Here is a 23,549-nt window from a genome sequence, read left to right as displayed (position 1 = left end):
ATACAATAGTATGACCTATAAAATTAGAATGAAACTGAAATCTTTTGACCATACTCTGGTAGATAAAACTGCAGAGAAGATCGTAAAGACAGTTCGCAATACAGGAGCAGTTGTAACCGGACCAATTCCGCTTCCAACACAGAAAAAGATCTATACCGTATTGCGTTCACCACACGTAAATAAAAAAAGCGCGTGAGCAGTTCCAAATGTGCACCTATAAAAGGTTGCTAGATATTTACAGCGCAACAAATAAAACAGTTGATGCACTTCAGAAACTTGAGTTGCCAAGTGGAGTAGAAGTGGAAATTAAAATCTAAAAGCTCCGGACAATGAAAGGGATCATAGGAAAAAAAATAGGCATGACGCACTACTTCGGTGAAGAGGGGAAAGTAATTTCCTGCACCGTGATAGAAGCTGGACCATGCGTAGTTGTGCAAAAGAAAACTGACGATACGGATGGCTACAGTGCTGTTCAGTTAGGTTTTGATGAAATGAAAGAAAGAAATTCAAATAAGGCTCAGGCCGGTCACTTCAAAAAATCAAACGCAAAACACATGCGTAAGATAAAGGAGTTCCGCAATTTTGATCTGGATAAAAATGTAGGAGATAATATTACCTGCGACATTTTTACTGAAGGAGAAAAAGTGAGTGTTGTTAGTACTTCTAAAGGAAAAGGATTTCAGGGTGTAGTTAAACGTCACAATTTCAGTGGTGTTGGTATGCGCACACACGGTCAGCACGATCGTCACCGCGCACCGGGTTCCATCGGTTCATCATCATATCCTTCCAGAGTATTCAAAGGAATGAAAATGGCAGGTCACATGGGAAGCGACACCGTTAAAATGCGCAACATCAAAATAGCAAAAATTATTTCTGACAAGAATCTGATACTTTTAAACGGATCTGTTCCGGGAAGTAAAGGATCTTATGTAATAATCGAGAGATAACATGAAAGTCGACATTGTAAAAATATCAGGCGAAAAAACAGGTAAAGCGGTAGAGCTGAATGAGGATATCTTCGGCATCGAACCTAACGACCACGCCATTTATCTTGCTGTAAAACAGTACTTGGCAAATCAGCGTCAGGGAACTCATAAAGCGAGAGATAAAGGAGAAACTGCAGGTTCAACAAGAAAACTGCATCGCCAAAAAGGAACTGGTGGTTCCAGAAAAGGATCTATAAAAAGTCCGTTATTTCACGGTGGTGGAACCATATTTGGCCCACGTCCAAGAGAGTTACAGCTTTAAACTTAACAGCAAGGTGAAAGAATTGGCTAAACGTTCTGCCTTATCATATAAAGCAAAACAAAACGGAATTGTTGTATTGGAAGATTTCACTATGGACACTCCAAAAACAAAAGAATTCAGCAAAATTATGAGCAACATTGGTGTTGCAGGTAAAAAGACCCTTTTAATTATGGGAGATGCTGAAAACAACAATGTAAAATTATCAGTTCGCAATTTGCCAAAAACGGATACCGCAAAAGCAATTGACCTGAATACTTACACGATCATGAACGCACAGTGTATTGTTTTATCAGAAAGCACATAACATGATCAACCAAATGGCAGAGAACAATTAAAAATTAGTAAAATGGCAAAGAGAATATTAATCAAACCGCTCATCACCGAAAAAACCACGAAGCTTACTGAAGCGAATGGCACTTATGGTTTTGTAGTGGGAATGGATGCCAATAAAATAGAGATCAAAAATGCTGTGGAAAAAAACTACAGTGTTAGTGTAGAGCATGTAAGAACGATTACCGACAATGGTAAATTCGGCTGGAAAAGAACACCGTTCGGAATCAGTCAGGGCACCAAAGGACGTATGAAGAAAGCATACATCACTCTAAAAAAAGGCGAAACAATTGATTTTTTCAGCACAATTTAATCTGAAAGATGGCATTAAAGAAATATAATCCGGTTACACCAGGTACACGATTCAGAATAGGCAACGCTTATACTGAACTTACCACTGATGTACCTGAAAAGAGTTTGACCGCGCCGTTTAAAAAGACGGGTGGACGTAATAGTTCAGGAAACATGACGATGCGCTACATTGGTGGCGGTCACAAGAAGAGATATCGTATAATTGATTTTAAGAGGGATAAACACAATGTTCCTGCAACAGTTAAAACAATTGAATACGATCCGAATCGCAGTGCATTCATAGCATTATTGAATTATGCTGATGGAGAGAAACGATACATCATTGCACCAAATGGTTTGCAAGTTGGACAAACGGTAGAATCCGGTGAAAACGTAGCACCTGAATTGGGAAACACCTTGATGTTGCGCAGTATTCCATTGGGAACTATTATTCACAACATTGAAATGTATCCGGGTAAAGGCGGAATGATAGCAAGAAGCGCAGGAAGCTGGGCTCAGTTATCAGCAAAAGAAGGTAAATATGTAATAGTTCGTATGCCTTCCGGTGAAACCAGGATGATATTAGATAGCTGTGTTGCAACAGTAGGTTCGGTTTCCAACCCTGACCATAACCTGCAACAATCCGGAAAGGCCGGTCGCAGCAGATGGAAAGGAACCCGTCCTCGTGTTAGAGGAGTTGCAATGAACCCTGTAGATCACCCGATGGGTGGAGGTGAGGGTCGTGCATCCGGAGGACATCCAAGATCACGCAACGGTAAATTCTCTAAGGGAATGAAAACCCGTCATCCGAAGAAAACAACAACTAAGTTCATCATCAGCAGACGTAAAAAATAATCAATAGTTAATGGCACGTTCGATAAAAAAAGGACCCTACGTTGATCATAACCTCGCCGCGAAAGTGGAGAAGTTGAATGACACGAGCAAAAAAACCGTGGTTAAAACATGGTCACGCCGCTCTACCATCATTCCGGATATGGTTGGTCATACATTCGCAGTACACAACGGAAATAAATTTATACCGGTGTATGTGTCTGAAAACATGGTAGGACATAAATTAGGTGAATTTTCACCTACAAGAAACTTTAAATCACATACCGCTAAGCGTTAATAAAAGAAAGTATGGAAGCAGTAGCAAAACTTATTAATAACCCAAGAACCAACAACAATGCAGGTTCGCCTCGTAAAGCGAGATATGTTGTTGATGTTATCAGGGGTCTCGATATTGATAAAGCACTCAATATTCTAAAATATACGGATAAAAAATCCGCAGCTCCGGTAGAAAAAGTGCTGAGAAGCGCGATCAAAAATTGGGAGCAAAAATTTGAACAGGATGCTGCCGACAGTAATTTGTATGTAAAGGAATGTTTTGTTGATGCCGGAAAAACAATGCGCAGATTTCAACCTGCACCGCACGGTAGAGCATACAGAATACGCAAACGCACAAACCATATCACTGTAAAAGTTGCATCAAGAAATGCAGCAGTTGCAGAAACAAAAGAAACCAAGGAATAAAATATAAAGAATTCGAATGGGACAAAAATGTAATCCAATAGGTAATCGACTAGGTATCATCCGCGGATGGGACAGCAACTGGTATGGTGGAAAAACCATGGCAGAAAAGTTGATCGAGGATGAAAAAATTCGCGAATACCTGAATGCCAGGATATCAAAAGGTGGAATTTCAAAAATAGTTATTGAAAGAACACTGAACAGAATTACTGTAACTATCCATACATCAAGACCCGGTATCATTATCGGAAAAGGTGGTGGAGAAGTTGACAAGGTGAAGGAAGAATTGAAAAAGATCACACAAAAAGATGTGCAGATCAATATCGTTGAGATCCGCCGCCCCGAATTGGATGCAAATATTGTTGGAGAAACCATTGCACGTCAGTTGGAAGCGCGTATCAATTTCAGAAGAGCTATTAAAATGGCAATTGCTTCTACAATGAGAATGGGTGCTGAAGGTGTGAAGATAAGAGTGAGCGGAAGATTAAATGGTGCGGAAATGGCTCGTTCGGAAGAATACAAACAAGGTCGTGTTCCATTGCATACATTCCGTGCAGATATAGATTACGCATGGAAAGAAGCTCTTACCGTTTACGGTAAATTGGGAGTTAAAGTTTGGATCTGTAAAGGTGAAGTTCTTGGAAAAAGAGATTTACAACCAAATATTGGCTTACAACAGGAAAAAGATCGCAATAACAAAAGAAGAAGACCTACGAATAATAAAAGGTAAAAATAAAAATCATGTTAGCGCCAAAAAAAGTAAAACATAGGAAGACGTTCAAAGGAAAGATAAAAGGCAATGCCAAAAGAGGCAGTCAATTATCAGCGGGTTCTTTCGGTTTAAAAACACTGGAAGAGGGTTGGATAACTGATCGTCAGATTGAAGCAGCAAGGGTTGCATTAACCCGCCACTTAAAACGTGAAGGCCAGGTTTGGATCAATATTTTTCCTGATAAACCTATTACCAAAAAACCTGCAGAGGTTCGTATGGGTAAAGGAAAGGGTAGCCCGGAATATTGGGTGGCTGTTGTTCAACCGGGACGGATCATGTTTGAAGCAGATGGAGTTCCACTTGCAACAGCACAGGAAGCAATGAGGCTTGCAGCAGGTAAATTACCGGTTAAAACAAAATTTGTAGTTCGCAGAGACTACGTTTCATAAATAAAAAAAACTTTGGCAAATGGCTAAGTTGATAAAAAAAGAAGATTTAAACCAGTTGAGCAATGAAGACCTTAAACAAAGGCTTCATGACGACAACGACCGTATGGTGAAATTGCGTTTTAACCACTCAGTGAACCCAATTGATAATCCGGCTCAGCTGCGTTATCTGCGCAGAGAGATCGCAAGATTGAAAACTGAAGTTAGAAAACGTGAATTGGTTTCCGCCAAATAAATTTTAAACCAGGATGGAACAACAAACTAGAAATCTAAGAAGAACAATTACCGGTGTGGTAACAAGCGACAAAATGGAAAAATCCATAACTGTTGCAGTGGAAAGAAAGATCATGCACACCAAATATGGTAAATACCTTAAAAAAACCAAGAAGTATCATGCTCATGATGAAGCCAATGATGCTAAAGTGGGTGATAAAGTAAAAATTATGGAAACCCGTCCTTTGAGCAAACTCAAAAGATGGAGATTAGTTGACGTAGTCGAAAGAGCTAAATAAAATGATCCAACAAGAATCAAGACTTAAAGTAGCTGACAATAGCGGTGCCCGCGAGGTATTATGCATACGCGTATTGGGAAGCACGAGAAGAAGATACGCTTCACTCGGAGATAAGATCATCGTTACCGTTAAAGATGCTTTACCGGGTGGTGGTATTAAAAAGGGAACAGTTGCTACCGCGGTGGTGGTAAGAACCCATAAAGAAGTGCGTCGTAAAGACGGTTCTTATATTCGTTTTGATGATAACGCCTGCGTTTTGTTGAATGCAGCCGACGAGCCAAGAGGAACAAGGATCTTTGGACCAGTGGCCCGCGAATTAAGAGATAAACAATTTATGAAAATCGTGTCATTGGCACCTGAAGTTTTATAATTATGAAAAAGAAAGAAGAAATTTTCACAGGTAGGTTCAAACCTAAATATCATGTTAAGAAAAATGATATGGTTCAGGTTATTACCGGTGATGATAAAGGTAAAAAAGGCCGCGTAATTGAAGTTAATTACGACAAAGGCCGTGTAATGGTGGAAGGCGTTAATATCGTGTCGAAACACACGCGTCCAACACAACAATACCCGAATGGTGGTATCATTAAAAAAGAAGCACCAATTCATATCAGTAATGTACTGGTTGTTGATCCAAAAAGTGGAAAAGGTGTTCGCATCAGCCGCAAGATCGAGAACGGTAAAATGGTTAGATATTCAAAAAAATCCGGAGAAATTATTAAATAATGGAAACTAGAACTCCACGTCTTAAACAAAAGTACAACGAAGAGATCTCTAAAGGTCTTCAGGAGAGAATGCAAAGCACAAAAGCACGATGCAAGTACCGAAGTTGCTGAAAATAGCAATTAATCAGGGTTTGGGTGCTGCTACTCAAGACAAAAAGATCATTGATGTTGCATTGGATGAACTGACAAGAATAACAGGTCAGAAATGCGTTGCAACTGTATCGAAAAAAGATATTTCGAACTTTAAATTGCGTTCCAATACACCTATTGGTATCAAAGTAACCTTAAGAGGAAACAATATGTATGAGTTTCTCGACAGATTGATCTCTGTTGGTCTTCCAAGGGTTCGCGATTTCAAAGGAGTGAATAATAAAAGTTTTGACGGTAGAGGAAATTTCACTTTGGGAATTACAGAACAGATCATTTTCCCGGAGATCGATATCGACAAGATCACAAGAGTTACAGGTATGGACATCACCTTTGTTACAACAGCAAAAACAGATGCCGAAGCATATGAATTATTAAAAGGATTGGGAATTCCATTCCGCAAAGCATAAAAAGATACTATGTCAAAAATTTCAGTAGTAGCAAGAAATATCAAACGTGAGCATATGATTGAAAAATATGCAGATCGTCGCAAACAACTTAAAGCTGAAGGAAGATGGGAAGAGTTGGATAAACTCCCTCGTAATTCTTCACAAGTTAGATACCGCAACCGTTGTAAATTAACCGGTCGTCCGAGAGGATATGTGCGTGATCTGGGTATTTCAAGAATTAAACTCCGCGATCTTGCCTTATATGGTAAAATTCCGGGAATGACAAAAGCAAGTTGGTAATAATTAAAAAGTAAACAACAAATGAACGTTACAGATCCGATAGCCGATTTTCTGACCAGAATCAGAAATGCGCAAAAAGCGAATCACAGAATCGTGGAGGTGCCTGCATCTAATATGAAGAAGCGCCTTACAGAAATTTTGTATGAGCACGGCTTTATATTCAAATACAAATTTGAAACTGAAGGTCCTCAGGGCAGTATTAAAATAGCATTAAAATACGACCCTGTTACAAAAGCCCCGGCTATAAAAGGTTTAACCCGCGTAAGTAAACCGGGTTTAAGAAAATATGCCGGTGTTGATACATTGCCAAGAGTATTAAGCGGATTAGGTCTTGCCATCGTATCTACCTCTAAAGGTGTTATGACTGAAAAAGATGCTAAACGTCAGAATATCGGTGGAGAAGTTTTATGTTACATTTATTAATAAACACAGAAAGAAAATAAAATGTCACGAATAGGAAAGTTACCAATTCAATTGCCCGCAGGTATTACATTAACTGTTTCAGAAAATAATCTGGTTACTGTTAAAGGTAAAAGAGGGGAATTATCGCTAAAGGTAGATGCAGACATCATCATAAAAATTGATGGAAGTACAGTTACACTTGAGCGTCCTACTGAACAAAAAAGACATAAGGCCATGCACGGATTATACCGCGCACTAATTGGCAATATGGTGAAAGGAATTGAAGAAGGATTCAAAAAAGAATTGGAATTAGTTGGGGTAGGTTATCGTGCATCCAATCAAGGTCAGGTTTTAGAAATTGCAGTTGGATATTCACATCCTATTATCATGATGATTCCTAAGGAAGTGAAACTTGCAACAGTAACTGAAAAGGGAAAAAACCCAACCATTATTTTAGAAAGCAACGACAAACAATTATTAGGTGCAATTGCTGCAAAGATCAGATCATTCCGCAGCCCTGAGCCATATAAAGGAAAAGGTATTAAATATTCTGACGAAATATTGCGTCGTAAAGCAGGTAAAACTGCAGGTAAATAAAAGTATTAGTTATGTTATCAAGAAAATCAGTAAGAAGACAAAAAATTCGCTATCGTGTCCGCAAAAAAGTTGCTGGAACGGCTGAGCGTCCAAGATTAGCAGTATACAGAAGTAATAAAGAAATGTATGCTCAATTGATTGATGATGTAGCAGGACATACTCTTTGTTCAGCTTCCACTACCGACAAACAAGGTAAATCTTTAACCGGACCTAAATCAGAAAAGGCAAAAAGTGTTGGAAAATTATTGGCAGAGAGAGCAATGGAATTAGGAATTACCCTGGTTACTTTCGACAGAGGTGGTAATTTATATCATGGAAGAATTAAATCTTTAGCAGAAGGCGCCCGTGAAGGAGGTCTTCAATTCTAAATAAGAATTTTCAATATGGCAATTAATAAAGAAATACAAAGAGTAAGAGCAAGTGAGCTCGATTTAAAAGAAAAGATCGTTGGAATTCAGCGCGTTGCTAAAGTTACCAAAGGAGGAAGAACATTTAGTTTTTCAGCATTGGTTGTTGTAGGCGACGGGAACGGAATTGTTGGACACGGTTTAGGAAAAGCACGCGAGGTTACAGAAGCAATTCAAAAAGGAATTGATGATGCAAAAAAGAACCTTATTAAAGTGCCGATCTTTAAAGGAACCATTCCTCATGAACAACACGGAAAATTCGGAGCCGGAAAAGTAATGATAAAACCAGCTGCTCACGGAACAGGTGTAATTGCCGGCGGCGCAATGCGCGCAGTATTGGAAAGTGCAGGTGTTACCGACGTATTGGCAAAATCATTAGGATCATCAAATCCGCATAATGTGGTTAAGGCAACTTTAGATGCGTTGGCACATTTAAGAAATCCAATGACCATATCACAACAAAGAAATACATCATTAAAAAAAGTATTTAATAATTAATACCGGTATGAGCAAGATAAAAGTAACTTCAGTAAGAAGTACAACCGACAGACCTAAAAGACAGAAAGCAACCATGAAGGCTTTGGGTTTAAGAAGAATGCATCAGACAATTGAAGTGGAAGCAACTCCGCAAATATTGGGTATGGTGAAAGCAGTTCAACATTTAGTAAAAGTAGAAAATATTTAAAATGGATTTATCAAACTTAAAACCGGCAGACGGTTCGATCAAAAAACGCCACCGTGTAGGTCGCGGACAAGGTTCCGGCTGGGGAGAAACTTCTAAAAGAGGTTTTAAAGGAGCAGGATCACGTTCAGGATACTCCAGAAAAAGAGGTCATGAAGGTGGACAAATGCCTTTACAACGCCGTTTACCAAAACGCGGTTTCAACAATAAGAATTTTGAAGTTAAATATGTGACTTTAAATTTAGATCAAATTCAAAGTTTGGTTGAAAAATATGAGATCACAAGATTTGACGAGGATGTATTAAGAGCAAACAGAATCCTGAAATCGGATGAACGTTTGAAAATTCTCGGAAGAGGTGAATTAAAGGCAAAAGTAGAAATTTGGGCACACGCACACAGCGAAACTGCTAAAAAGGCAGTTGAAGAAGCCGGTGGAACAATAAATGTGATAGGGTAACACATGAAAAAATTTATTCAAACATTAAGGAATATCTGGAGTATAGAAGATCTCAAAAAGAGATTGATGTATACGCTTGGATTAATATTACTATATCGGTTTGGCTCTTATGTTATGCTGCCCGGTATCGATGCTGCATTGTACAATCAGGCGGCAAATATTGACGGCGACAGCGGTCTTTTGGGTCTGATCAATTTATTTGCAGGGGGAGGATTTAGCCGCGCATCCATTTTTGCGTTGGGTATCATGCCTTATATCTCTGCATCTATCGCAATGCAACTTTTGGCAATTGCTGTTCCTTATTTTGCTAGAATGCAGAAAGAAGGCGAAAGCGGTCGCCGTAAAATGAACCAGTATACACGTTACCTAACAGTAATTGTTACTGCACTTCAGGCTTCAGGATATTATGCTTATTTGAATAATCTTTCTCAAAATGCCGATTTCATTGTAGCACCAAATGGTTTGTTCTGGTTTATCTGCGTTATCATTCTAACCGGTGGTACTTTATTTACCATGTGGATGGGAGAACGCATAACCGATAAAGGTATTGGAAACGGTATCTCCATGTTGATCATGGTTGGTATCATTGCAGGTTTACCGGCGGCGTTATTAAATGAAATTACACACAGAGGTGCCGATGGCGGTGGTGGTTATATACCATTTGTTTTGGAGATCGCCTTTATGGTATTGGTTATAATGGGTGTTATATTATTGGTTCAGGGAACAAGAAGAATCCCGGTTCAATATGCAAAACGAGTTGTAGGATCAAGACAATATGGCGGAGTTCGTCAATATATACCACTTAAAATAAATGCAGCAGGTGTTATGCCTATCATCTTTGCTCAGGCATTGATGTTCATTCCGGGAATTTTCGCACAGATAAATCCCGATTGGCAAAATTCACCGGCATTGGTAATGTTAAACGATTTTCAGAGCTGGGGATATAACCTGATTTATGGTTTCCTCATCATCATATTCACGTATTTTTATACAGCTATCATCATCAATCCGACTCAAATGGCGGATGATCTTAAAAAGAACGGAGGATTTATTCCGGGTGTTAAACCAGGTAAAAAGACTGCGGAATTTATTGATAACGTGTTGTCGAGAGTAACATTACCGGGTTCTATATTTTTAGCATTGATTGCAGTTGCTCCGGTAACAACAAGAGCATTTGGAGTTGATCCGTCATTTGCACAGTTCTTTGGTGGAACATCATTGCTCATCATGGTAGGTGTTATATTAGATACATTACAACAAATTGAAAGTCACCTGTTAATGCGTCATTACGACGGTTTGATGAAGTCGGGACGTATTAAAGGCCGTTCATCAGGACCAGTAAGCATTCAACAGGGATGATATATTATAAAACAAAAGATGAGGTTGAACTCATCAGAAAAAGTTCTTTGCTTGTTTCAGATACGTTGGCTTTAATCGCCGGCATTATCAAACCGGGGATAACAACTCTTGAGCTAGATAAAAAGGCTGAAGAATTTATCAGGGATAACGGTGCAAAACCTTCCTTTTTAGGATACAGAGGTTTTCCAAACACACTATGTATTTCCGTAAATGATATGGTTGTTCACGGAATTCCTTCTAAAAATGAAATTAAAGAAGGTGATGTTGTGTCGGTTGATTGCGGAGTATTTAAAAATGGATTCCATGGAGATTCTGCATTCACATTTTTAATCGGTGAGGTTACGCTAGATGCAATAAATCTTGCAAGAGTTACCAAAGAATGTGTTTTAAAAGGAATTGAAATGGCGGTGCCGGGGAATAGAATTGGCGATATCAGTTATGCAATTCAAAATTATGCAGAACAATATCACGGTTATGGTGTGGTGAGAGAATTGGTTGGACACGGATTAGGAAAAAGTTTGCACGAAGAACCGGATGTGCCGAATTTTGGGATCAGAGGAAAGGGACCAAAATTGCAGGAAGGTTTAGTGATCGCGATAGAACCAATGATCAATCTGGGAACAAAAAATGTTGTTCAGGAAAACGATGGTTGGACGATCAGAACAAAGGATAAAAAAATATCCTGTCATTTTGAACATACTATCGCAATTACATCAGGAGCAGCAGATATCCTTTCCAGTTTTGACAATATTGAAAAGGCAGTGAGAAGCAACAAGAACTTATATCAGGAAAAAGAAACAGTTAATTAATGTCGAAACAAGGGTTAATAAAACAAGACGGAACAATAACAGAAGCATTATCAAATGCAATGTTCAGAGTGAAGTTGGAAAATGAACATGAAATTGTTGCACATATTTCAGGTAAGATGCGGATGAATTACATCCGAATATTACCGGGCGACAAAGTAACCGTAGAGATGAGTCCCTACGATTTAACAAGAGGAAGAATTATATACCGATATAAATAACACTATTATGAAAGTAAAACCATCAATTAAAAAACGCAGCGTCGATTGTAAGATCGTGAAAAGGAAGGGAAGGCTGTACGTAATAAACAAAAAGAACCCTAAATTCAAACAACGTCAAGGTTAACATTTTAAATTATTGAATAAATAATATGGCAAGGATTGCTGGTATAGATTTACCTAAAAACAAAAGAGGCGTAATAGGCCTTACCTACATCTACGGAATTAGTTTAACTACTTCCAAAAAGATTTTACAATCTGCGAGTGTAGATGAAAGTAAAAAAGTAAAAGATTGGTCTGATGATGAGATCAATGCTATTCGCACATACATTAACAACGAATTAAAAGTTGAAGGTGCACTGCGTTCAGAAATGCAATTGGCCATTAAACGTTTAATGGATATCGGATGCTATCGTGGTGTTCGTCATCGTAAAGGTTTACCGGTGAGGGGACAGCGCACAAGAACTAATTCCAGAACCCGTAAAGGAAGGAAAAAGACAGTTGCGAATAAAAAGAAAGCACCTAAAGGATAATTAAAGTAAGTTTTAATACAATCATCTAATATAAAATGGCTAAAACAACAACAGCAAAAAAGACAGCAAAGAAGAGGATCGTAAAGGTAGAAGCCGAAGGACAGGCGCATATCTTAGCTTCTTTCAACAATCTGATCATTACGTTTACCAATATGACAGGACAAACAATTTCCTGGGCATCAGCCGGTAAAGCGGGGTTCAGAGGTTCAAAAAAGAATACGCCTTATGCTGCTCAAATTGCAACATCTGATGCAGGTAAAGTGGCATACGATGCAGGTTTACGCAAAGTGGAAGTGTTCGTAAAAGGACCCGGTTCAGGACGTGAATCAGCTATCCGTACCATTGCTTCTTCAGGAATTGAAGTTACAATGATCAGGGATATTACACCATTGCCACACAATGGATGTCGTCCACCAAAAAAGAGAAGAGTATAGTTTTTAATTAATAAAATTCAATAGAATAATGGCAAGGTATACAGGGCCCAGGACAAAAAAATCAAGATCTTTCGGAGAACCAATTTTTGGTTACGACAAAGCATTTGAAAAGCGTAAATACGCTCCTGGTCAACACGGTCAGACTCGCAAGAAGAAAAGTGCAAGTGAGTATGGCGTTCAGCTAAAAGAAAAACAAAAGGCTAAATATACTTACGGTGTATTGGAACGTCAATTCCGTAAAACTTTTGAAGAAGCAACACGTCGTAAAGGTGTAACCGGCGAAGCATTATTGCAATTACTGGAAGCAAGATTAGACAATACAGTTTACCGTTTAGGTATTGCTCCAACACGCAGAGGTGCCCGTCAACTGGTTAATCACAAACATATTGAGGTTAATGGTGAAATTTGCAATTCTCCGTCATCCACTTTACGTCCCGGTGATGTAATTACCATCCGCGAAAAATCAAAAGATATTGAATGGCTAAAAGAATCAACTTCTCAGGGCAGTTCAAAAAGATATCCTTGGTTAGAATGGAATCCAAATCAAATGAAAGGAACTTTTGTTGGTTATCCTGAAAGAGATCAGATTCCTGAAACAATTAAGGAACAACTTATCGTCGAATTATATTCAAAATAAAATAATATAAAATACCAAAAAATATGGCATTACTTTCATTTCAACGTCCTGATAAGATCACCTTACAAAAAGCAACAGATTTCGAAGGAACTTTCGAGTTCAAACCTTTGGAGCCGGGCTTTGGTGTTACTATCGGAAATGCATTGCGCAGAGTATTACTAAGTTCATTGGAAGGATTTGCAATTTCATCGGTAAAGATCAGCGGTGTTGATCACGAATTTTCTACTATCAATGGTGTTATGGAAGATATCACTGAGATCGTATTGAATTTAAAGCAAGTTCGTTTAAAGAAAGAAATTGGTGGTGATGAAAATGCTGTGGAAAAGATCTTTATTTCATTAAAAGATAAAGAAGAATTCAGAGCTGGTGATATTGAAAAACATACCAATAGTTTCCGTGTTACCAATCCTGATCTTTTGATATGCAGAATGGAGCCTTTTGTAAAATTGGATATTGAATTAACAATTCAAAAAGGAAGAGGATATTTACCTGCAGAAGAGAACAGAAACATCGACAAAACAATAGGTGTTATTCCAATTGATGCAATTTACACTCCTATTAAGAATGTAAAATACACCATTGAAAATACCCGTGTTGAACAAAAAACAGATTACGAAAAATTAGTTGTCGAAATTAAAACTGACGGAACAATTCATCCGGAAGATGCAATTAAGGAAGCAGCAAGAATTTTAATTCAACATTTAATGCTTGTAACGGATGAAAATATTACATTCCATACAAGTGGTGAAAAAGAAGTGAATGTTGTTGATGAGCATACTTTACATATCCGTAAATTATTAAAAACACCTTTGGAAGATCTTGATCTTTCAGTACGTGCATATAATTGTTTGAAAGCTGCTAAGATCAATTCACTTTCTGAATTAGTTAAATACGACACTAACGAATTATTAAAGTTCCGCAACTTCGGAAAAAAATCGTTAGTTGAAATTGAAGCTATGGTTTTAGACAAAGGTTTGCAATTCGGAATGGACCTTTCAAAATTTAAATTAGAAGAAGATTAATCAGATGTTGTTATAACATCATTAAACATTAAGTATAATGAGACACGGAAATAAGATAAACCACCTCGGAAGAAAATATGCACACAGAAGTGCAATGTTGAGCAACATGGGTGTGTCGTTACTTTTGCATAAACGCATTAAAACAACTTTGGCGAAAGCAAAAGAATTAAGGGTATATATTGAACCTATCATTACCCGTTCAAAAGAAGATACAACACACAATCGTCGTGAGGTATTTTCAGAATTGCAAAGCAAAGAAGCAGTTAACGAATTATTCGTAAATATTTCCGCAAAAGTTGCAACACGTAACGGTGGTTATACCAGAATTCTGAAATTAGCTGAACACAGAGCAGGAGATAATGCTGAAACTTGTATCATCGAATTGGTTGACTACAACGAAAACATGTTGAAAGCTCCAAAAGGTGCAACCAAAAAACGCAGCCGTCGTGGTTCAGGTTCAGGTAAAACAGAAAAGAAAGCGGTGGAAGCTGAAGTTAAAGCACCAGTTGCTGAAACAATAGTTGAAGAAACTCCTGTAGTTGATGCAACGGAGGACACTGCAGAAAAGGAAAAAGAATAATATTATTTTAAGATAGCTTTCAAAGGGGTAAGGAGAAATTCTTATCCCTTTTTTAATTTTCGAATATCCATAAAATCGGAATTAAATGAATGCCACGAACCTGCTTGCGAGGTGATCCAACCAGTGCACGAAGTAACAAGCAAAGTACACCCTCCTCCCTAGATTACACAAATAAACAGCCAAGGAAAATAATAGACTGCATGTACTTTTAAATGTATTTTTATTCGTGCATTCGTGGCTGTAATTTTTTCATCCGTATTGTGGGCTAAAAGGGTTGCCACGAATGCACGAATGAACAGCCAATGTTATTGGCTGTATGTATTAATAAATTTAATTTTTTATTTTTTATTCGTGCACCTGCCCACGTCGTCAGGCAAGTATTTCTAAATTTAGATTTTATTTTTTACTCGTGCATTCGTGGCATTTTTTACTCGTGGTATGTCCAAAAAAAAACCTCCAAATTTCTTCGAAGGTTTTTTTCAATAATCTATAAAAATTTAATTCTGAATGTAAAGCTGTTTGCTGAAAGTTGCATTATCAGCAGTGGTAATTTGTAAAGTATAATTACCGGTAGCAGCATTATCAAGTGAAATTTGCATTCCACTTAAGTTCAGACCGTTTGAATAAACTTTTTGTCCTGTTGTGTTGAAAACAGAAACCGTAGCATCAGAAGTAATGTCTTTAACCACAACATTAATTGTATTTCCGAAGCTGTAAGCGCTTAACTGATCGTCAGTTAGCAATGTTTCAATTGCTGTTGGCATATCACCTGCTCCGATTTCTGCATCAGGAGTTCCGTTGTAAGCGTAATCTTCAATTGTGATCTCATAATTTTCGCAAGTTAATCTAACCCATCCATAATGGTCATTTCCTGCTGCATTGAAACGCACACCTAAGAATTTGCCGGTTTTAGCTGGCCATTCGCCAAAAGTGGAGAATGAGTAAACATCACCCGGACCTGGATAGTCAAGGATTCCTAAATAAGCACCTAAATACTGAGTGGAATTTTCAAGCATGTTAGCTGAAGGTCCGATATCTTCACCATTGTTCAAGGCATAACCATATCCAACTGTTCCTCCGGAATAGGTAGAAAGTGTATAAGCATTTACAGCATTACCACTGGTAGGATAGATTTTCATGAAGTTGATCACCGCATCAAAATAAACTGAGTGGTAAGCAACAGTGTAGAATAAACTTGGGATGGTAACGCTTGACATGTTGATAGTGAAATCAACATCTCCGTCATTATTCATATCAAGGTCATAAGAATCACCTGTTCCCACGGTTTCGTCCGGATCAACATCCGTATACACGATCTGTGCATTTGCTCCGGTGTTTACGAGCACAAATGCTCCTGCCAAGGCAGAATAGGATGCGAGTTTTTTAACTGTTTCTTTGTTTGTAAATGATTTTTTCATTTTTACAGATTAATGGTTAACTAATAATAAAGGCGAATGTAGTAATTTTTTTTAATTCGTGAAAATTGTAACACAAAATATGACAAAATTTTACTTATTTCTTTTTTCTGAACAAACTTCTATCAATTTGAAATATGTACCTGTTTATTATAACTCATATTAGGATCGGTTAAACGAACAATATAATTTCCTCCGGCAAAGCCTTCGCAATTAATTGTATTTGAACCTATTACTTGCGAAATTTGCAGGATCAGTTTACCTTCAAGATCAAAAAGTTCCAAGTCAACAGGGGTTGTGATGGCAGAGGGCAGATTTACAACCAGATTTTGCCCACTGGAATAAATTTCTGTCCCGGTTAATGGATTTACTGCAATATCCGATGCTGTGGAGCCGGTAAAAATGGCTTTATTTGCCTCGTCTTCATAAGCATAGTCATGTACAGTTAATTGGCTTGCCTCATCATTAACGGAAACCCTCATCCAGCCATAAAAATAATCTTTATCTACACTGATTCGGAATCCCATGAACTGCATATCTGTATCTAACCAGGCTCCTCCTTCAAAGGTATAAACAGGAAAACCGTAAAGGGAAGCATTTACAATTACTGCCAGGGAGCCATATCCTCCTTCAAAATTATCATCGTTGTTAATTCCCTCTCCCGGTGCAAGGGTTGGGATATAAACATTGGTATAACCGCTCATGGTTACAATACTTCCAAGGAATTGATTATTGTCTAATGCTTCCGCGCCCGCAACTTTTACATCAAAAGAAATAGGACTTCCGTAATAAGTAAATGTACCGGCATAGCTATAAACTATAAATGTAAAATCATCATTTCCGTCTGCATTAATATCAAGTGTGATTTCAGCACCTTCACCCCCAATTATTCCATCCGGGTCAAGATCGGTATAAATAATAGTTGCAGATGCATCATTTACCAATAAAAATGCTGCGGCACTTGCTGCATATTGAATTAATTTTTTGTTTGATCCGGTGGTTTTTTTCATAGTAATGAAATTCTTAATGCGAAAATAATGATTACAGAATTAATAACCTGTATTTGGTTGTTCATTCAAATGTAATAATATAGTTTACTGTTTAACTGCTTTTTCTCTGTGTAAATTTTTATCTACAACGGTGGCCATTGCTTTTGTATCCAATGTTCCCCCTAAGAAATCATTTACCTTCTTTAATTCCTCCACAGGATTATTGATCAGATTTCTGTGTGAAACAAAAATGATCTCCATATTTTGTTGTTTTGGAACCCATGTATGAATTCTTTCCAGATTTTGTTTGAATGCATTTACTACGCGAATATTTATGGAATCTTCTTTTGCCTTTCCATCGCGTATCAACATTTTATGCTGACTTTGAATCACCTCATCAAGATCGCGTTCCATAAAAATAATTTTATAACGATAATTTGCAGGTAATTCAAAAATTAATTGGCTTATCACTTTCACCACTTTTCCCATCGCATCTTTCATCCAGGTTTTATTGCGGGAAAGAGATTTAACTAATTCGTGTTCGTAATATCCTTTTGGATTATTTTCATCCGATTTGCACCATCAGTAAATACTTCCAATCCACCAGTGTCGAGCATCTGCATCATCATACTTGTTCCGGACCTTGGTAATCCAGAAACTATAACAATATCACCCTTAATAAATTCTGAAATTTTTGCCTTATGATCCATGGCAATTTCAGGTTTTTTAAGATGTTCATTGTAAATATTTGTTAAGAGCTGACGTGCTTTATTTATTCCCGGTGCCATTTTCAAACACACTTCAAATGCTTCTGCCGAACGTTCATATTCTCCTAACATGTATAATGCTTCACCAAGATGATAATGTGCAAATGGGAAGAAATATGTTAATCCAACAGCATTTAAAAAACTCTCCACTGCAGCATCATATTGTTTTCTTCGCATTAATGAAACTCCCAATCCGTGATGTGCTGCTGCATTTCCGGGATCGTGATTAAGTTCATTTAAAAAAGCCTCTTCTGCTTTTTTCCATTTTTTTAATGCGAGATAACATTTACCTAATTGCATATTCACTCTCGTGATATTTGGCATTTCCTCTTCAATTTTTTCGAAGAGAGCCATTGCTTCTTTAGGTTTATTCTCCACTAGAAGTAAATTGCCTTCCATAATTTTCATGCTTATGGTTTCTTTTCCACTTGTGGTTTTTATTTTTGAAAGTACATCACGCGTTTCCTGAATTTTATTTATTGATTGATAAGCATGTGCCAGTCGCATGGAATAACGTGTAACTGTTGGATTTTCTTCAAACAATTTTTTCAATATCTCAATGGCTTCGTTATATTTTCTACCATTAATATACATGCGTGATAAATAATAATTATTCTCGTTAACCGTATTTTTAATTGCTTTCTCCACATTTTCACTTGGTCTTTCAATATATCCCAATTCAATAAGTTGTTCCATTGCTTCGGCTGCTGCATATGGATCTTCTTGTCTGTCTTTTGGATGTTCGCCACTATTTCCGGGAATATCATCCCATGAATCAATCTTATCAGGAATTATGGTCTCCTCGAAAGCATTTACCAAAACGTTTCCATCCATATCGGCACCAATAGGAAAACCAAACATGGTTAGAATTGTTGGAGTAACATCTAAAATGGATGCTCCGTAAATACGTTCATCTTTTTTAATTCCCGGCCCATTAATTACAACAATTCCGTAAGGGCTATGTTCCAAAGCCGGAGCTGCCGGTTCCTTTGGTAATTCTATGGGACGTAAATGGTCGGGGTGAAATCCATGGTCAGAAACCAACATAACGGTAACATCAGGGCCTGCAAGTTGCAATAGGCGTTCAAGCATCATGTCGTGATACTTATAACCGGAGATCACCACATCTTTATAAAGATTGTAAAGGTCATCCGGAACCATTGACATTTGTGGAGGGTGAAACTTCATAAATCCATGACAGAAATGGTCGATGGCATCATAATAAACGCCTAAAAAGTCCCACTCTTCATTTTCAAGAATATAGGTTGCCGCAGCATGAATAGTTGAGCAGTCGGCAATAATTTTTGTGAGCATTGCCAACCTTTTATCCTTCTCCTGATCTATTTTGATGGCATCAGGAATGAAGGGTAAAATATGTGCAGGAGTCAGCTCAGCTGGATGAATTCTCAATTTTTTAAAAAGATCTGCTTTCTCCGGAGGATGCACAGTTCCATCGAGCATTGGCCAAGGTTCATTAACGGGTTTTGATGCTCTCTGGTAAAGGTTGGAGATCATGGTTCCATTAATTGGCTCTGCAGGATGTGAAGGCCACCATCCTATAACATGACTTTTCATGCCATGCTGATTAAAAATGTTCCACATTGCTTTCACCTTTCTGGAGGTGATATAAACAGGGCGAACACCTTTTCCCGAAGGATCAGGTTCAGTAAAACCGATAATACCATGTTTATAGGGGCGTTTTCCGGTTGCTATGGAAGTCCAAAGGGTTGGGGATAGCGGTGGATCTAATGTTGCAAAGTTTCCGATAACACCACCATTTACTAATTTTTCGAGGGTAGGCATGTGGCCTGCATCCATAAGGGGATTAATAATTTTCCAATCTGCGGCATCCCAGCCGATGAGGAGTACTTTTTTAGCGATTCTCTTTCCCATATCTAAATTACAACTGCATTAATGCAAATATGTTTTCTGTTTTATGATTTTGTATCCGGTTTATTTTCTTGTTTTTGCGCTTTATTGGCAACTACTGTTTTTTGGTACTGACGTCTTACCTGTCTCCAGGCAATCAATCCTTTGTATCCCAATGCTAATAACCCCAATGATCCTTCTACAGGAATTTGAAAAGGTAATCCATCATTGGTTGTAATGGTAACCTTATTTGTTTGTTTTTTGTCCATATTCATTTCTATTAAAGGACTGCAAATCTACAATTTGCAATGCGGGTTTTCTAATTTCATTTTCTGATTAAAGTTGCTCCATTTTTAATGATTTCTGATTATCTAAAAAGTTGCGATCAATTCCCCAATTTTTATAATGAAGAGGAAAAAACCGAGTGTTAATCAACCATTAATAATTTCTGAAATTAAAATCCCTAAACAAAAATGAATTTTTATGAGGGAGATGTGATCTATCTGATCAAAGTAATATTTCCCTGTATCTGTTGTTTAACACCGGCTTCCAGCATTACTTCAACCATGTAAACATATACACCCTGATTTAATTGCTGTCCATTAAAAGTGCCATCCCAACCTTTAGAAGGATCGTCAGGTGTTAAATTTTCTGTAACAAATAACAATTCACCCCATCTGTCATAAATATATATTGACAGGATAGATTCCAGATCTGACCCAAAGGCAAAGAAATAATCGTTAATATTATCACCATTAGGGGTAAAGGTATTCGGAATAAAAATTACCGGATCAAATACCGGAACAATATTTACAACAATTGCATCAGAGTCTACACATCCATATATATCCCAAGAGGTAACCGTATAAGTGGTGGTCAATAAATTGTCGACGATCGGAGATGGGCAGTCTGTGCAATCCAGCCCGGTTGGCGGTTCCCATAAAAATGTAGCACCAGCAGAAGCAGTGATGACAGTGGTTGTGTATTCGGGAATATAAACATCCATCCCCGCATCAACGTTATGATGTATTACTTCAATATAATCAGTTACTGCAGTAGTGCAACCATTTGCATCTGTATAAGTATAGGTTGCAGAATAAATACCCGCATTTCCAGCAATGGCCGGATCAAATTGATCGCCAATTACGCCGGTACCGCTAAATGTTCCACCCGTTGGATCACCGATAATAATAATTGGACTACCCTCAAGACAAATAACATCATCTAATGTAATTGTTGGATTCGGAAGAGGATTAATGGTCACTAAAAAAGTATCTGTTTCAGGACAGCCCGGACTGGTATAAATAACATCATAAGGCCCGCCTGGAACACATGCGTCAAGATTTAATTGCCCCGTTAGTGAATTTATTGAAATACCTGCTGCTGCAGTAAAACTACCACCCGGATTCATAATATAATTTGGCAGAACAGATCCTTTTGCACAATATTCGGAATTATCGAAGGTAAATGCTGCATCTGTAAGAGGTAAAATATGAATTACGATGGAAGATGTATTACTGCACAATCCCGCAGGAGTAGTATAGGTAATAGTATAATATGCTCCCGGAGTACCTGTAGAAAGGTCAATTAAACCTGTTGCGGCATTAACAGATAATCCGGCAGGTGAAACTGTAAAGACTCCACCTGGAGTGGATACAGTAATAATCGGAGCCGTGCCATAATTACAAAAATCTACGTCGCTATAAGTAAAATAAGGATCGTCTAATGGGTCGATGGTAATTGTGGTAGTGGAGGAATTTGAGCAAGGTCCAGCAGGAGTGGTATAAGTAATTGTATAGGTTGTTCCAATATCTCCTGTAGCAAGATTAACCATTCCGGTGGATGAATTAATACCCATAGTTGGGGGAGAAATGGTAAATACTCCGCCAGGTGTTGCTATAGTTGTAGGACTTGTGGTGCCTGTAGGGCAGTAACTAGGTGCACTGTAGCTGAACGATGCGTCATCCAATGGATCGATAGTTAAAGTTGTTGATCCGGAATTTGTACATGGACCAGCAGGAGTTGTATATGTAATAGTATAAGTAGTCCCTACAACCCCTGTTGTAAGATCAACAGTGCCGGTTAAAGGATCAATATCCAAAGAAGGAGGTGAAACCGTGAAAGTGCCTCCGGGGGTAATAATGCCTGATGGAGTTGCTGTTCCTGTAGGACAAAAACTTGCTGCACTGTAAGTGAATGCAGGATCGTCGATTGGTGTAATGGTGATCGTATAGGTGAAAACACTGGTACAAATTACACCAACAGTATAGGTAATAGTATAAACAGTTCCAACAATTCCTGAAGTCAGGTCAATTGTACCTGTAGTTGGATTTATGATAAGTCCTGCCGGAGAAGCAGAAAATGTTCCACTTGGAGTGGTAATAAATGTTGGAGTTGTTGTTCCGGTTGGACAATAGGTTATGTCATCATATGCAAAAGAAGCATCAGGATCAGTTACGATAGTAAAAAAATCAGATGCGGATTCGGGGCATAAGCCTCCAATAGAATAGGTGACAGAATAGGAACCCGGAATAGAAGCTGCAAGGTCGACAACTCCAGTAACAGGGTCGATTACCAAACCGGGAGGAGCCGAAGTAAATACCCCTGTGCCTGGTTCTGCAATTGCGGGAATTGCAACACCGTCGGTGCAATAAAACGGATCGTAAATAATGGTTGGATCTACATTTACAACATTCACTACAACATCTTCCTCATAAACGGTTCCGTCGCAAGATGTAAGGGAAATTGTATAAGTTGTTGTAACAGTTGGAGATACAATTAAAGTGTCGCCATATCCTGCAACCAAACCTGCTCCATAATACCAGGTAATTCCATTCGGAACAAATCTAGTACTTTCGTTTACTGTTGTCCACGGCGTTGAATTTCTTCCTGGAGCCGTAAATGCAGTTAGACCATCGAGGCTGTGTACACCCTGGGTTGCAGTTCCGCCTGCCCAAGCCATACAATTTGGTTTATTGGTAAGATGATTTTCAATAATATTAGAAGTTTCATTCAATACGATCTGAAATTTTCCATAGGTAAGTGTGCAACTGAACATGGGCACGTTATCCCAGCTAACGATAAATTTTCGGTTCGGAGCAGTTCCTATTGTTTGGTATTTAATACAACTTCCAACTGGCGTACATAAGCCGGGATGCCAGTCCTGCCAAGGACCCATAATACAATTTTTTGGAACACCCGCTGCTCCGCTTGGTATTGCCGCGGAGGTATATGTTGTTGAAAGTGCACCCGGCCCGCCAAAACTTACCCATCCATTAGAGCCGATATAACACTGTGTATAGGTATTATCAAGAAAACAAAAACTAAAGCCAAGAGGTACTGCTGTTGAATAACTGTCATCTGTTAATCCACCCCCGCCTGCCTGATTGGGTGATGTTCCCGCATAAGTTTCAGGGGCGTAGGGAAAAGTTTCAAAAGTATAACTAGAAGTTCCATAACTGGGCGCTGAGGTAACCACCAAAGTAGCTGTTCCTCCTACGCAGATAGAGGTATCAGGGGAAGCAATGATTTGCCCCATCGAAATTTTGATCAGAAAAAAACTGATAAAAAAAGTGAAAATGTTTTTTGTGGTGTTTTTCAATCTTGTAAATTTTGAAAACGAGGTGCAAGATATGCTTTTTCACTTTAAATGTTGAGCAAAACCAATTAGATTTTTTGCACTTTTAAATCACATGAAAAGGTAAGTTTTAAGAAAAAGGACAAAATTTTGTCATTTTGTGACATT

33 protein-coding genes and 3 pseudogenes are annotated in these 23,549 nt (G+C 38.2%); 30 read left to right on the top strand and 6 right to left on the bottom strand.

The annotated features are described in order from the left end of the window. Positions 1-10 precede the first annotated feature (10 nt). From rpsJ to rplQ, 30 genes and pseudogenes are all read left to right on the top strand, one after another. Positions 11-317, top strand: a pseudogene (gene rpsJ / locus IPI31_01095) (30S ribosomal protein S10). 12 nt (positions 318-329) lie between these two features. Beyond that, on the top strand, positions 330-947 hold the full coding sequence (gene rplC / locus IPI31_01090) for a 50S ribosomal protein L3 (GenBank protein MBK7566399.1): 618 nt from the start codon (positions 330-332) through the stop codon (positions 945-947). A 1-nt stretch (position 948) separates the two neighbouring features. Next, positions 949-1,552, top strand: a pseudogene (rplD, locus tag IPI31_01085) (50S ribosomal protein L4). A 42-nt stretch (positions 1,553-1,594) separates the two neighbouring features. Next, positions 1,595-1,891 carry a 50S ribosomal protein L23 gene (rplW, locus tag IPI31_01080; GenBank protein MBK7566398.1) on the top strand — a complete coding sequence of 99 codons (297 nt, stop codon included), beginning with the start codon at positions 1,595-1,597 and terminating at the stop codon, positions 1,889-1,891. A gap of 8 nt (positions 1,892-1,899) precedes the next feature. Next, on the top strand, positions 1,900-2,724 hold the full coding sequence (gene rplB / locus IPI31_01075; protein MBK7566397.1) for a 50S ribosomal protein L2: 825 nt from the start codon (positions 1,900-1,902) through the stop codon (positions 2,722-2,724). A 10-nt stretch (positions 2,725-2,734) separates the two neighbouring features. Continuing rightward, positions 2,735-2,998, top strand: a complete 264-nt coding sequence (rpsS, locus tag IPI31_01070; protein MBK7566396.1) for a 30S ribosomal protein S19 — start codon at positions 2,735-2,737, stop codon at positions 2,996-2,998. 11 nt (positions 2,999-3,009) lie between these two features. Further along, positions 3,010-3,402 (top strand): 50S ribosomal protein L22, encoded by a 393-nt coding sequence (gene rplV / locus IPI31_01065; protein MBK7566395.1) that lies wholly within the window; start codon positions 3,010-3,012, stop codon positions 3,400-3,402. 16 nt (positions 3,403-3,418) lie between these two features. Then, positions 3,419-4,129 (top strand): 30S ribosomal protein S3, encoded by a 711-nt coding sequence (rpsC, locus tag IPI31_01060; protein ID MBK7566394.1) that lies wholly within the window; start codon positions 3,419-3,421, stop codon positions 4,127-4,129. 11 nt (positions 4,130-4,140) lie between these two features. After that, positions 4,141-4,560 (top strand): 50S ribosomal protein L16, encoded by a 420-nt coding sequence (gene rplP, locus IPI31_01055; protein ID MBK7566393.1) that lies wholly within the window; start codon positions 4,141-4,143, stop codon positions 4,558-4,560. Positions 4,561-4,579: 19 nt separating this feature from the next. Beyond that, positions 4,580-4,792 (top strand): 50S ribosomal protein L29, encoded by a 213-nt coding sequence (gene rpmC / locus IPI31_01050; protein MBK7566392.1) that lies wholly within the window; start codon positions 4,580-4,582, stop codon positions 4,790-4,792. Positions 4,793-4,805: 13 nt separating this feature from the next. After that, the gene (gene rpsQ / locus IPI31_01045) at positions 4,806-5,069 is read left to right on the top strand and encodes a 30S ribosomal protein S17 (GenBank protein ID MBK7566391.1); all 264 of its coding nucleotides are present in this window, start codon (positions 4,806-4,808) and stop codon (positions 5,067-5,069) included. A 1-nt stretch (position 5,070) separates the two neighbouring features. After that, positions 5,071-5,439 (top strand): 50S ribosomal protein L14, encoded by a 369-nt coding sequence (gene rplN, locus IPI31_01040; protein ID MBK7566390.1) that lies wholly within the window; start codon positions 5,071-5,073, stop codon positions 5,437-5,439. Between the two features lie 2 nt (positions 5,440-5,441). Beyond that, complete coding sequence (gene rplX, locus IPI31_01035) at positions 5,442-5,795, top strand: 50S ribosomal protein L24 (protein MBK7566389.1); 354 nt, start codon at positions 5,442-5,444, stop codon at positions 5,793-5,795. After that, positions 5,795-6,351 (top strand): annotated as a pseudogene (rplE, locus tag IPI31_01030) (50S ribosomal protein L5). Before rplX ends, rplE begins: the two are co-directional and overlap by 1 nt. 9 nt (positions 6,352-6,360) lie before the next feature. Continuing rightward, complete coding sequence (gene rpsN, locus IPI31_01025) at positions 6,361-6,630, top strand: 30S ribosomal protein S14 (protein MBK7566388.1); 270 nt, start codon at positions 6,361-6,363, stop codon at positions 6,628-6,630. A gap of 21 nt (positions 6,631-6,651) precedes the next feature. Next, positions 6,652-7,053, top strand: a complete 402-nt coding sequence (rpsH, locus tag IPI31_01020) for a 30S ribosomal protein S8 (protein MBK7566387.1) — start codon at positions 6,652-6,654, stop codon at positions 7,051-7,053. Between the two features lie 21 nt (positions 7,054-7,074). Beyond that, positions 7,075-7,629 (top strand): 50S ribosomal protein L6, encoded by a 555-nt coding sequence (gene rplF, locus IPI31_01015; GenBank protein MBK7566386.1) that lies wholly within the window; start codon positions 7,075-7,077, stop codon positions 7,627-7,629. 11 nt (positions 7,630-7,640) lie between these two features. Then, on the top strand, positions 7,641-7,997 hold the full coding sequence (rplR, locus tag IPI31_01010) for a 50S ribosomal protein L18 (protein MBK7566385.1): 357 nt from the start codon (positions 7,641-7,643) through the stop codon (positions 7,995-7,997). Between the two features lie 15 nt (positions 7,998-8,012). Next, positions 8,013-8,534, top strand: coding sequence for a 30S ribosomal protein S5 (gene rpsE, locus IPI31_01005; GenBank protein MBK7566384.1), 522 nt, complete (start codon positions 8,013-8,015; stop codon positions 8,532-8,534). A gap of 7 nt (positions 8,535-8,541) precedes the next feature. Next, positions 8,542-8,721 carry a 50S ribosomal protein L30 gene (rpmD, locus tag IPI31_01000; GenBank protein ID MBK7566383.1) on the top strand — a complete coding sequence of 60 codons (180 nt, stop codon included), beginning with the start codon at positions 8,542-8,544 and terminating at the stop codon, positions 8,719-8,721. 1 nt (position 8,722) lies between these two features. Further along, positions 8,723-9,175, top strand: coding sequence for a 50S ribosomal protein L15 (gene rplO, locus IPI31_00995; GenBank protein ID MBK7566382.1), 453 nt, complete (start codon positions 8,723-8,725; stop codon positions 9,173-9,175). 3 nt (positions 9,176-9,178) lie between these two features. Beyond that, the gene (gene secY, locus IPI31_00990; GenBank protein MBK7566381.1) at positions 9,179-10,534 is read left to right on the top strand and encodes a preprotein translocase subunit SecY; all 1,356 of its coding nucleotides are present in this window, start codon (positions 9,179-9,181) and stop codon (positions 10,532-10,534) included. Continuing rightward, the gene (gene map, locus IPI31_00985; protein MBK7566380.1) at positions 10,531-11,343 is read left to right on the top strand and encodes a type I methionyl aminopeptidase; all 813 of its coding nucleotides are present in this window, start codon (positions 10,531-10,533) and stop codon (positions 11,341-11,343) included. Before secY ends, map begins: the two co-directional genes overlap by 4 nt. Further along, positions 11,343-11,561: a translation initiation factor IF-1 gene (gene infA / locus IPI31_00980; GenBank protein ID MBK7566379.1), complete on the top strand. Its 219-nt coding sequence runs from the start codon at positions 11,343-11,345 to the stop codon at positions 11,559-11,561. The genes map and infA overlap by 1 nt, the downstream gene beginning before the upstream one ends. 7 nt (positions 11,562-11,568) lie before the next feature. Next, positions 11,569-11,685 carry a 50S ribosomal protein L36 gene (gene rpmJ, locus IPI31_00975; protein MBK7566378.1) on the top strand — a complete coding sequence of 39 codons (117 nt, stop codon included), beginning with the start codon at positions 11,569-11,571 and terminating at the stop codon, positions 11,683-11,685. Between the two features lie 25 nt (positions 11,686-11,710). Next, on the top strand, positions 11,711-12,091 hold the full coding sequence (gene rpsM, locus IPI31_00970) for a 30S ribosomal protein S13 (GenBank protein ID MBK7566377.1): 381 nt from the start codon (positions 11,711-11,713) through the stop codon (positions 12,089-12,091). Positions 12,092-12,126: 35 nt separating this feature from the next. After that, positions 12,127-12,525 (top strand): 30S ribosomal protein S11, encoded by a 399-nt coding sequence (gene rpsK / locus IPI31_00965; GenBank protein MBK7566376.1) that lies wholly within the window; start codon positions 12,127-12,129, stop codon positions 12,523-12,525. Positions 12,526-12,553: 28 nt separating this feature from the next. Further along, positions 12,554-13,162, top strand: coding sequence for a 30S ribosomal protein S4 (rpsD, locus tag IPI31_00960; GenBank protein MBK7566375.1), 609 nt, complete (start codon positions 12,554-12,556; stop codon positions 13,160-13,162). A gap of 23 nt (positions 13,163-13,185) precedes the next feature. Beyond that, entirely contained in the window at positions 13,186-14,184 is a 999-nt protein-coding gene (locus IPI31_00955; protein MBK7566374.1) for a DNA-directed RNA polymerase subunit alpha, read from the top strand. 37 nt (positions 14,185-14,221) lie between these two features. After that, positions 14,222-14,764, top strand: a complete 543-nt coding sequence (gene rplQ / locus IPI31_00950; protein ID MBK7566373.1) for a 50S ribosomal protein L17 — start codon at positions 14,222-14,224, stop codon at positions 14,762-14,764. A gap of 497 nt (positions 14,765-15,261) precedes the next feature. Here the strand turns inward: rplQ and IPI31_00945 are convergent, their stop codons facing one another. The 6 genes from IPI31_00945 to IPI31_00920 form a co-directional block, all read right to left on the bottom strand. Beyond that, entirely contained in the window at positions 15,262-16,182 is a 921-nt protein-coding gene (locus IPI31_00945) for a T9SS type A sorting domain-containing protein (GenBank protein MBK7566372.1), read from the bottom strand. Positions 16,183-16,304: 122 nt separating this feature from the next. Then, complete coding sequence (locus IPI31_00940) at positions 16,305-17,189, bottom strand: T9SS type A sorting domain-containing protein (protein MBK7566371.1); 885 nt, start codon at positions 17,187-17,189, stop codon at positions 16,305-16,307. Positions 17,190-17,273: 84 nt separating this feature from the next. After that, a complete protein-coding gene (locus IPI31_00935) occupies positions 17,274-17,669 on the bottom strand; it encodes a sulfotransferase (protein ID MBK7566370.1) in 396 nt (131 codons plus the stop codon). Positions 17,670-17,698: 29 nt separating this feature from the next. Continuing rightward, positions 17,699-19,828, bottom strand: a complete 2,130-nt coding sequence (locus IPI31_00930) for an alkaline phosphatase family protein (GenBank protein MBK7566369.1) — start codon at positions 19,826-19,828, stop codon at positions 17,699-17,701. Positions 19,829-19,869: 41 nt separating this feature from the next. Continuing rightward, positions 19,870-20,073, bottom strand: a complete 204-nt coding sequence (locus IPI31_00925; GenBank protein ID MBK7566368.1) for a hypothetical protein — start codon at positions 20,071-20,073, stop codon at positions 19,870-19,872. A 230-nt stretch (positions 20,074-20,303) separates the two neighbouring features. Continuing rightward, complete coding sequence (locus IPI31_00920; protein ID MBK7566367.1) at positions 20,304-23,342, bottom strand: gliding motility-associated C-terminal domain-containing protein; 3,039 nt, start codon at positions 23,340-23,342, stop codon at positions 20,304-20,306. Positions 23,343-23,549: the final 207 nt, after the last annotated feature.

The sequence above is a fragment of the Bacteroidota bacterium genome (genome assembly GCA_016706865.1).
GTDB lineage: Bacteria > Bacteroidota > Bacteroidia > Chitinophagales > BACL12 > UBA7236.
The sequence above is the reverse complement of the archived record's forward strand: the minus strand, read 5'-3'. Positions and strand labels throughout refer to the sequence as shown.

Bases quoted from the DNA above. Each gene is read 5' to 3' on its own strand.
- infA (MBK7566379.1), top strand. From the start codon at position 11,343: ATGTCGAAACAAGGGTTAATAAAACAAGACGGAACAATAACAGAAGCA.
- rplR (MBK7566385.1), top strand. From the start codon at position 7,641: ATGTTATCAAGAAAATCAGTAAGAAGACAAAAAATTCGCTATCGTGTC.
- rpsQ (MBK7566391.1), top strand. From the start codon at position 4,806: ATGGAACAACAAACTAGAAATCTAAGAAGAACAATTACCGGTGTGGTA.
- rpsM (MBK7566377.1), top strand. From the start codon at position 11,711: ATGGCAAGGATTGCTGGTATAGATTTACCTAAAAACAAAAGAGGCGTA.
- rpsE (MBK7566384.1), top strand. From the start codon at position 8,013: ATGGCAATTAATAAAGAAATACAAAGAGTAAGAGCAAGTGAGCTCGAT.
- rpsD (MBK7566375.1), top strand. From the start codon at position 12,554: ATGGCAAGGTATACAGGGCCCAGGACAAAAAAATCAAGATCTTTCGGA.
- rpsK (MBK7566376.1), top strand. From the start codon at position 12,127: ATGGCTAAAACAACAACAGCAAAAAAGACAGCAAAGAAGAGGATCGTA.
- rplQ (MBK7566373.1), top strand. From the start codon at position 14,222: ATGAGACACGGAAATAAGATAAACCACCTCGGAAGAAAATATGCACAC.
- rplB (MBK7566397.1), top strand. From the start codon at position 1,900: ATGGCATTAAAGAAATATAATCCGGTTACACCAGGTACACGATTCAGA.
- rpsN (MBK7566388.1), top strand. From the start codon at position 6,361: ATGTCAAAAATTTCAGTAGTAGCAAGAAATATCAAACGTGAGCATATG.
- rpmJ (MBK7566378.1), top strand. From the start codon at position 11,569: ATGAAAGTAAAACCATCAATTAAAAAACGCAGCGTCGATTGTAAGATC.
- IPI31_00945 (MBK7566372.1), bottom strand. From the start codon at position 16,182: ATGAAAAAATCATTTACAAACAAAGAAACAGTTAAAAAACTCGCATCC.
- rplN (MBK7566390.1), top strand. From the start codon at position 5,071: ATGATCCAACAAGAATCAAGACTTAAAGTAGCTGACAATAGCGGTGCC.
- rpsS (MBK7566396.1), top strand. From the start codon at position 2,735: ATGGCACGTTCGATAAAAAAAGGACCCTACGTTGATCATAACCTCGCC.
- rplP (MBK7566393.1), top strand. From the start codon at position 4,141: ATGTTAGCGCCAAAAAAAGTAAAACATAGGAAGACGTTCAAAGGAAAG.
- secY (MBK7566381.1), top strand. From the start codon at position 9,179: ATGAAAAAATTTATTCAAACATTAAGGAATATCTGGAGTATAGAAGAT.
- rplV (MBK7566395.1), top strand. From the start codon at position 3,010: ATGGAAGCAGTAGCAAAACTTATTAATAACCCAAGAACCAACAACAAT.
- IPI31_00920 (MBK7566367.1), bottom strand. From the start codon at position 23,342: ATGGGGCAAATCATTGCTTCCCCTGATACCTCTATCTGCGTAGGAGGA.
- rplO (MBK7566382.1), top strand. From the start codon at position 8,723: ATGGATTTATCAAACTTAAAACCGGCAGACGGTTCGATCAAAAAACGC.
- rplF (MBK7566386.1), top strand. From the start codon at position 7,075: ATGTCACGAATAGGAAAGTTACCAATTCAATTGCCCGCAGGTATTACA.
- IPI31_00940 (MBK7566371.1), bottom strand. From the start codon at position 17,189: ATGAAAAAAACCACCGGATCAAACAAAAAATTAATTCAATATGCAGCA.
- rplW (MBK7566398.1), top strand. From the start codon at position 1,595: ATGGCAAAGAGAATATTAATCAAACCGCTCATCACCGAAAAAACCACG.
- IPI31_00930 (MBK7566369.1), bottom strand. From the start codon at position 19,828: ATGGGAAAGAGAATCGCTAAAAAAGTACTCCTCATCGGCTGGGATGCC.
- rpmC (MBK7566392.1), top strand. From the start codon at position 4,580: ATGGCTAAGTTGATAAAAAAAGAAGATTTAAACCAGTTGAGCAATGAA.
- rplX (MBK7566389.1), top strand. From the start codon at position 5,442: ATGAAAAAGAAAGAAGAAATTTTCACAGGTAGGTTCAAACCTAAATAT.
- map (MBK7566380.1), top strand. From the start codon at position 10,531: ATGATATATTATAAAACAAAAGATGAGGTTGAACTCATCAGAAAAAGT.
- rpsC (MBK7566394.1), top strand. From the start codon at position 3,419: ATGGGACAAAAATGTAATCCAATAGGTAATCGACTAGGTATCATCCGC.
- IPI31_00925 (MBK7566368.1), bottom strand. From the start codon at position 20,073: ATGGACAAAAAACAAACAAATAAGGTTACCATTACAACCAATGATGGA.
- rpsH (MBK7566387.1), top strand. From the start codon at position 6,652: ATGAACGTTACAGATCCGATAGCCGATTTTCTGACCAGAATCAGAAAT.
- rpmD (MBK7566383.1), top strand. From the start codon at position 8,542: ATGAGCAAGATAAAAGTAACTTCAGTAAGAAGTACAACCGACAGACCT.
- IPI31_00955 (MBK7566374.1), top strand. From the start codon at position 13,186: ATGGCATTACTTTCATTTCAACGTCCTGATAAGATCACCTTACAAAAA.
- IPI31_00935 (MBK7566370.1), bottom strand. From the start codon at position 17,669: ATGAAAGATGCGATGGGAAAAGTGGTGAAAGTGATAAGCCAATTAATT.
- rplC (MBK7566399.1), top strand. From the start codon at position 330: ATGAAAGGGATCATAGGAAAAAAAATAGGCATGACGCACTACTTCGGT.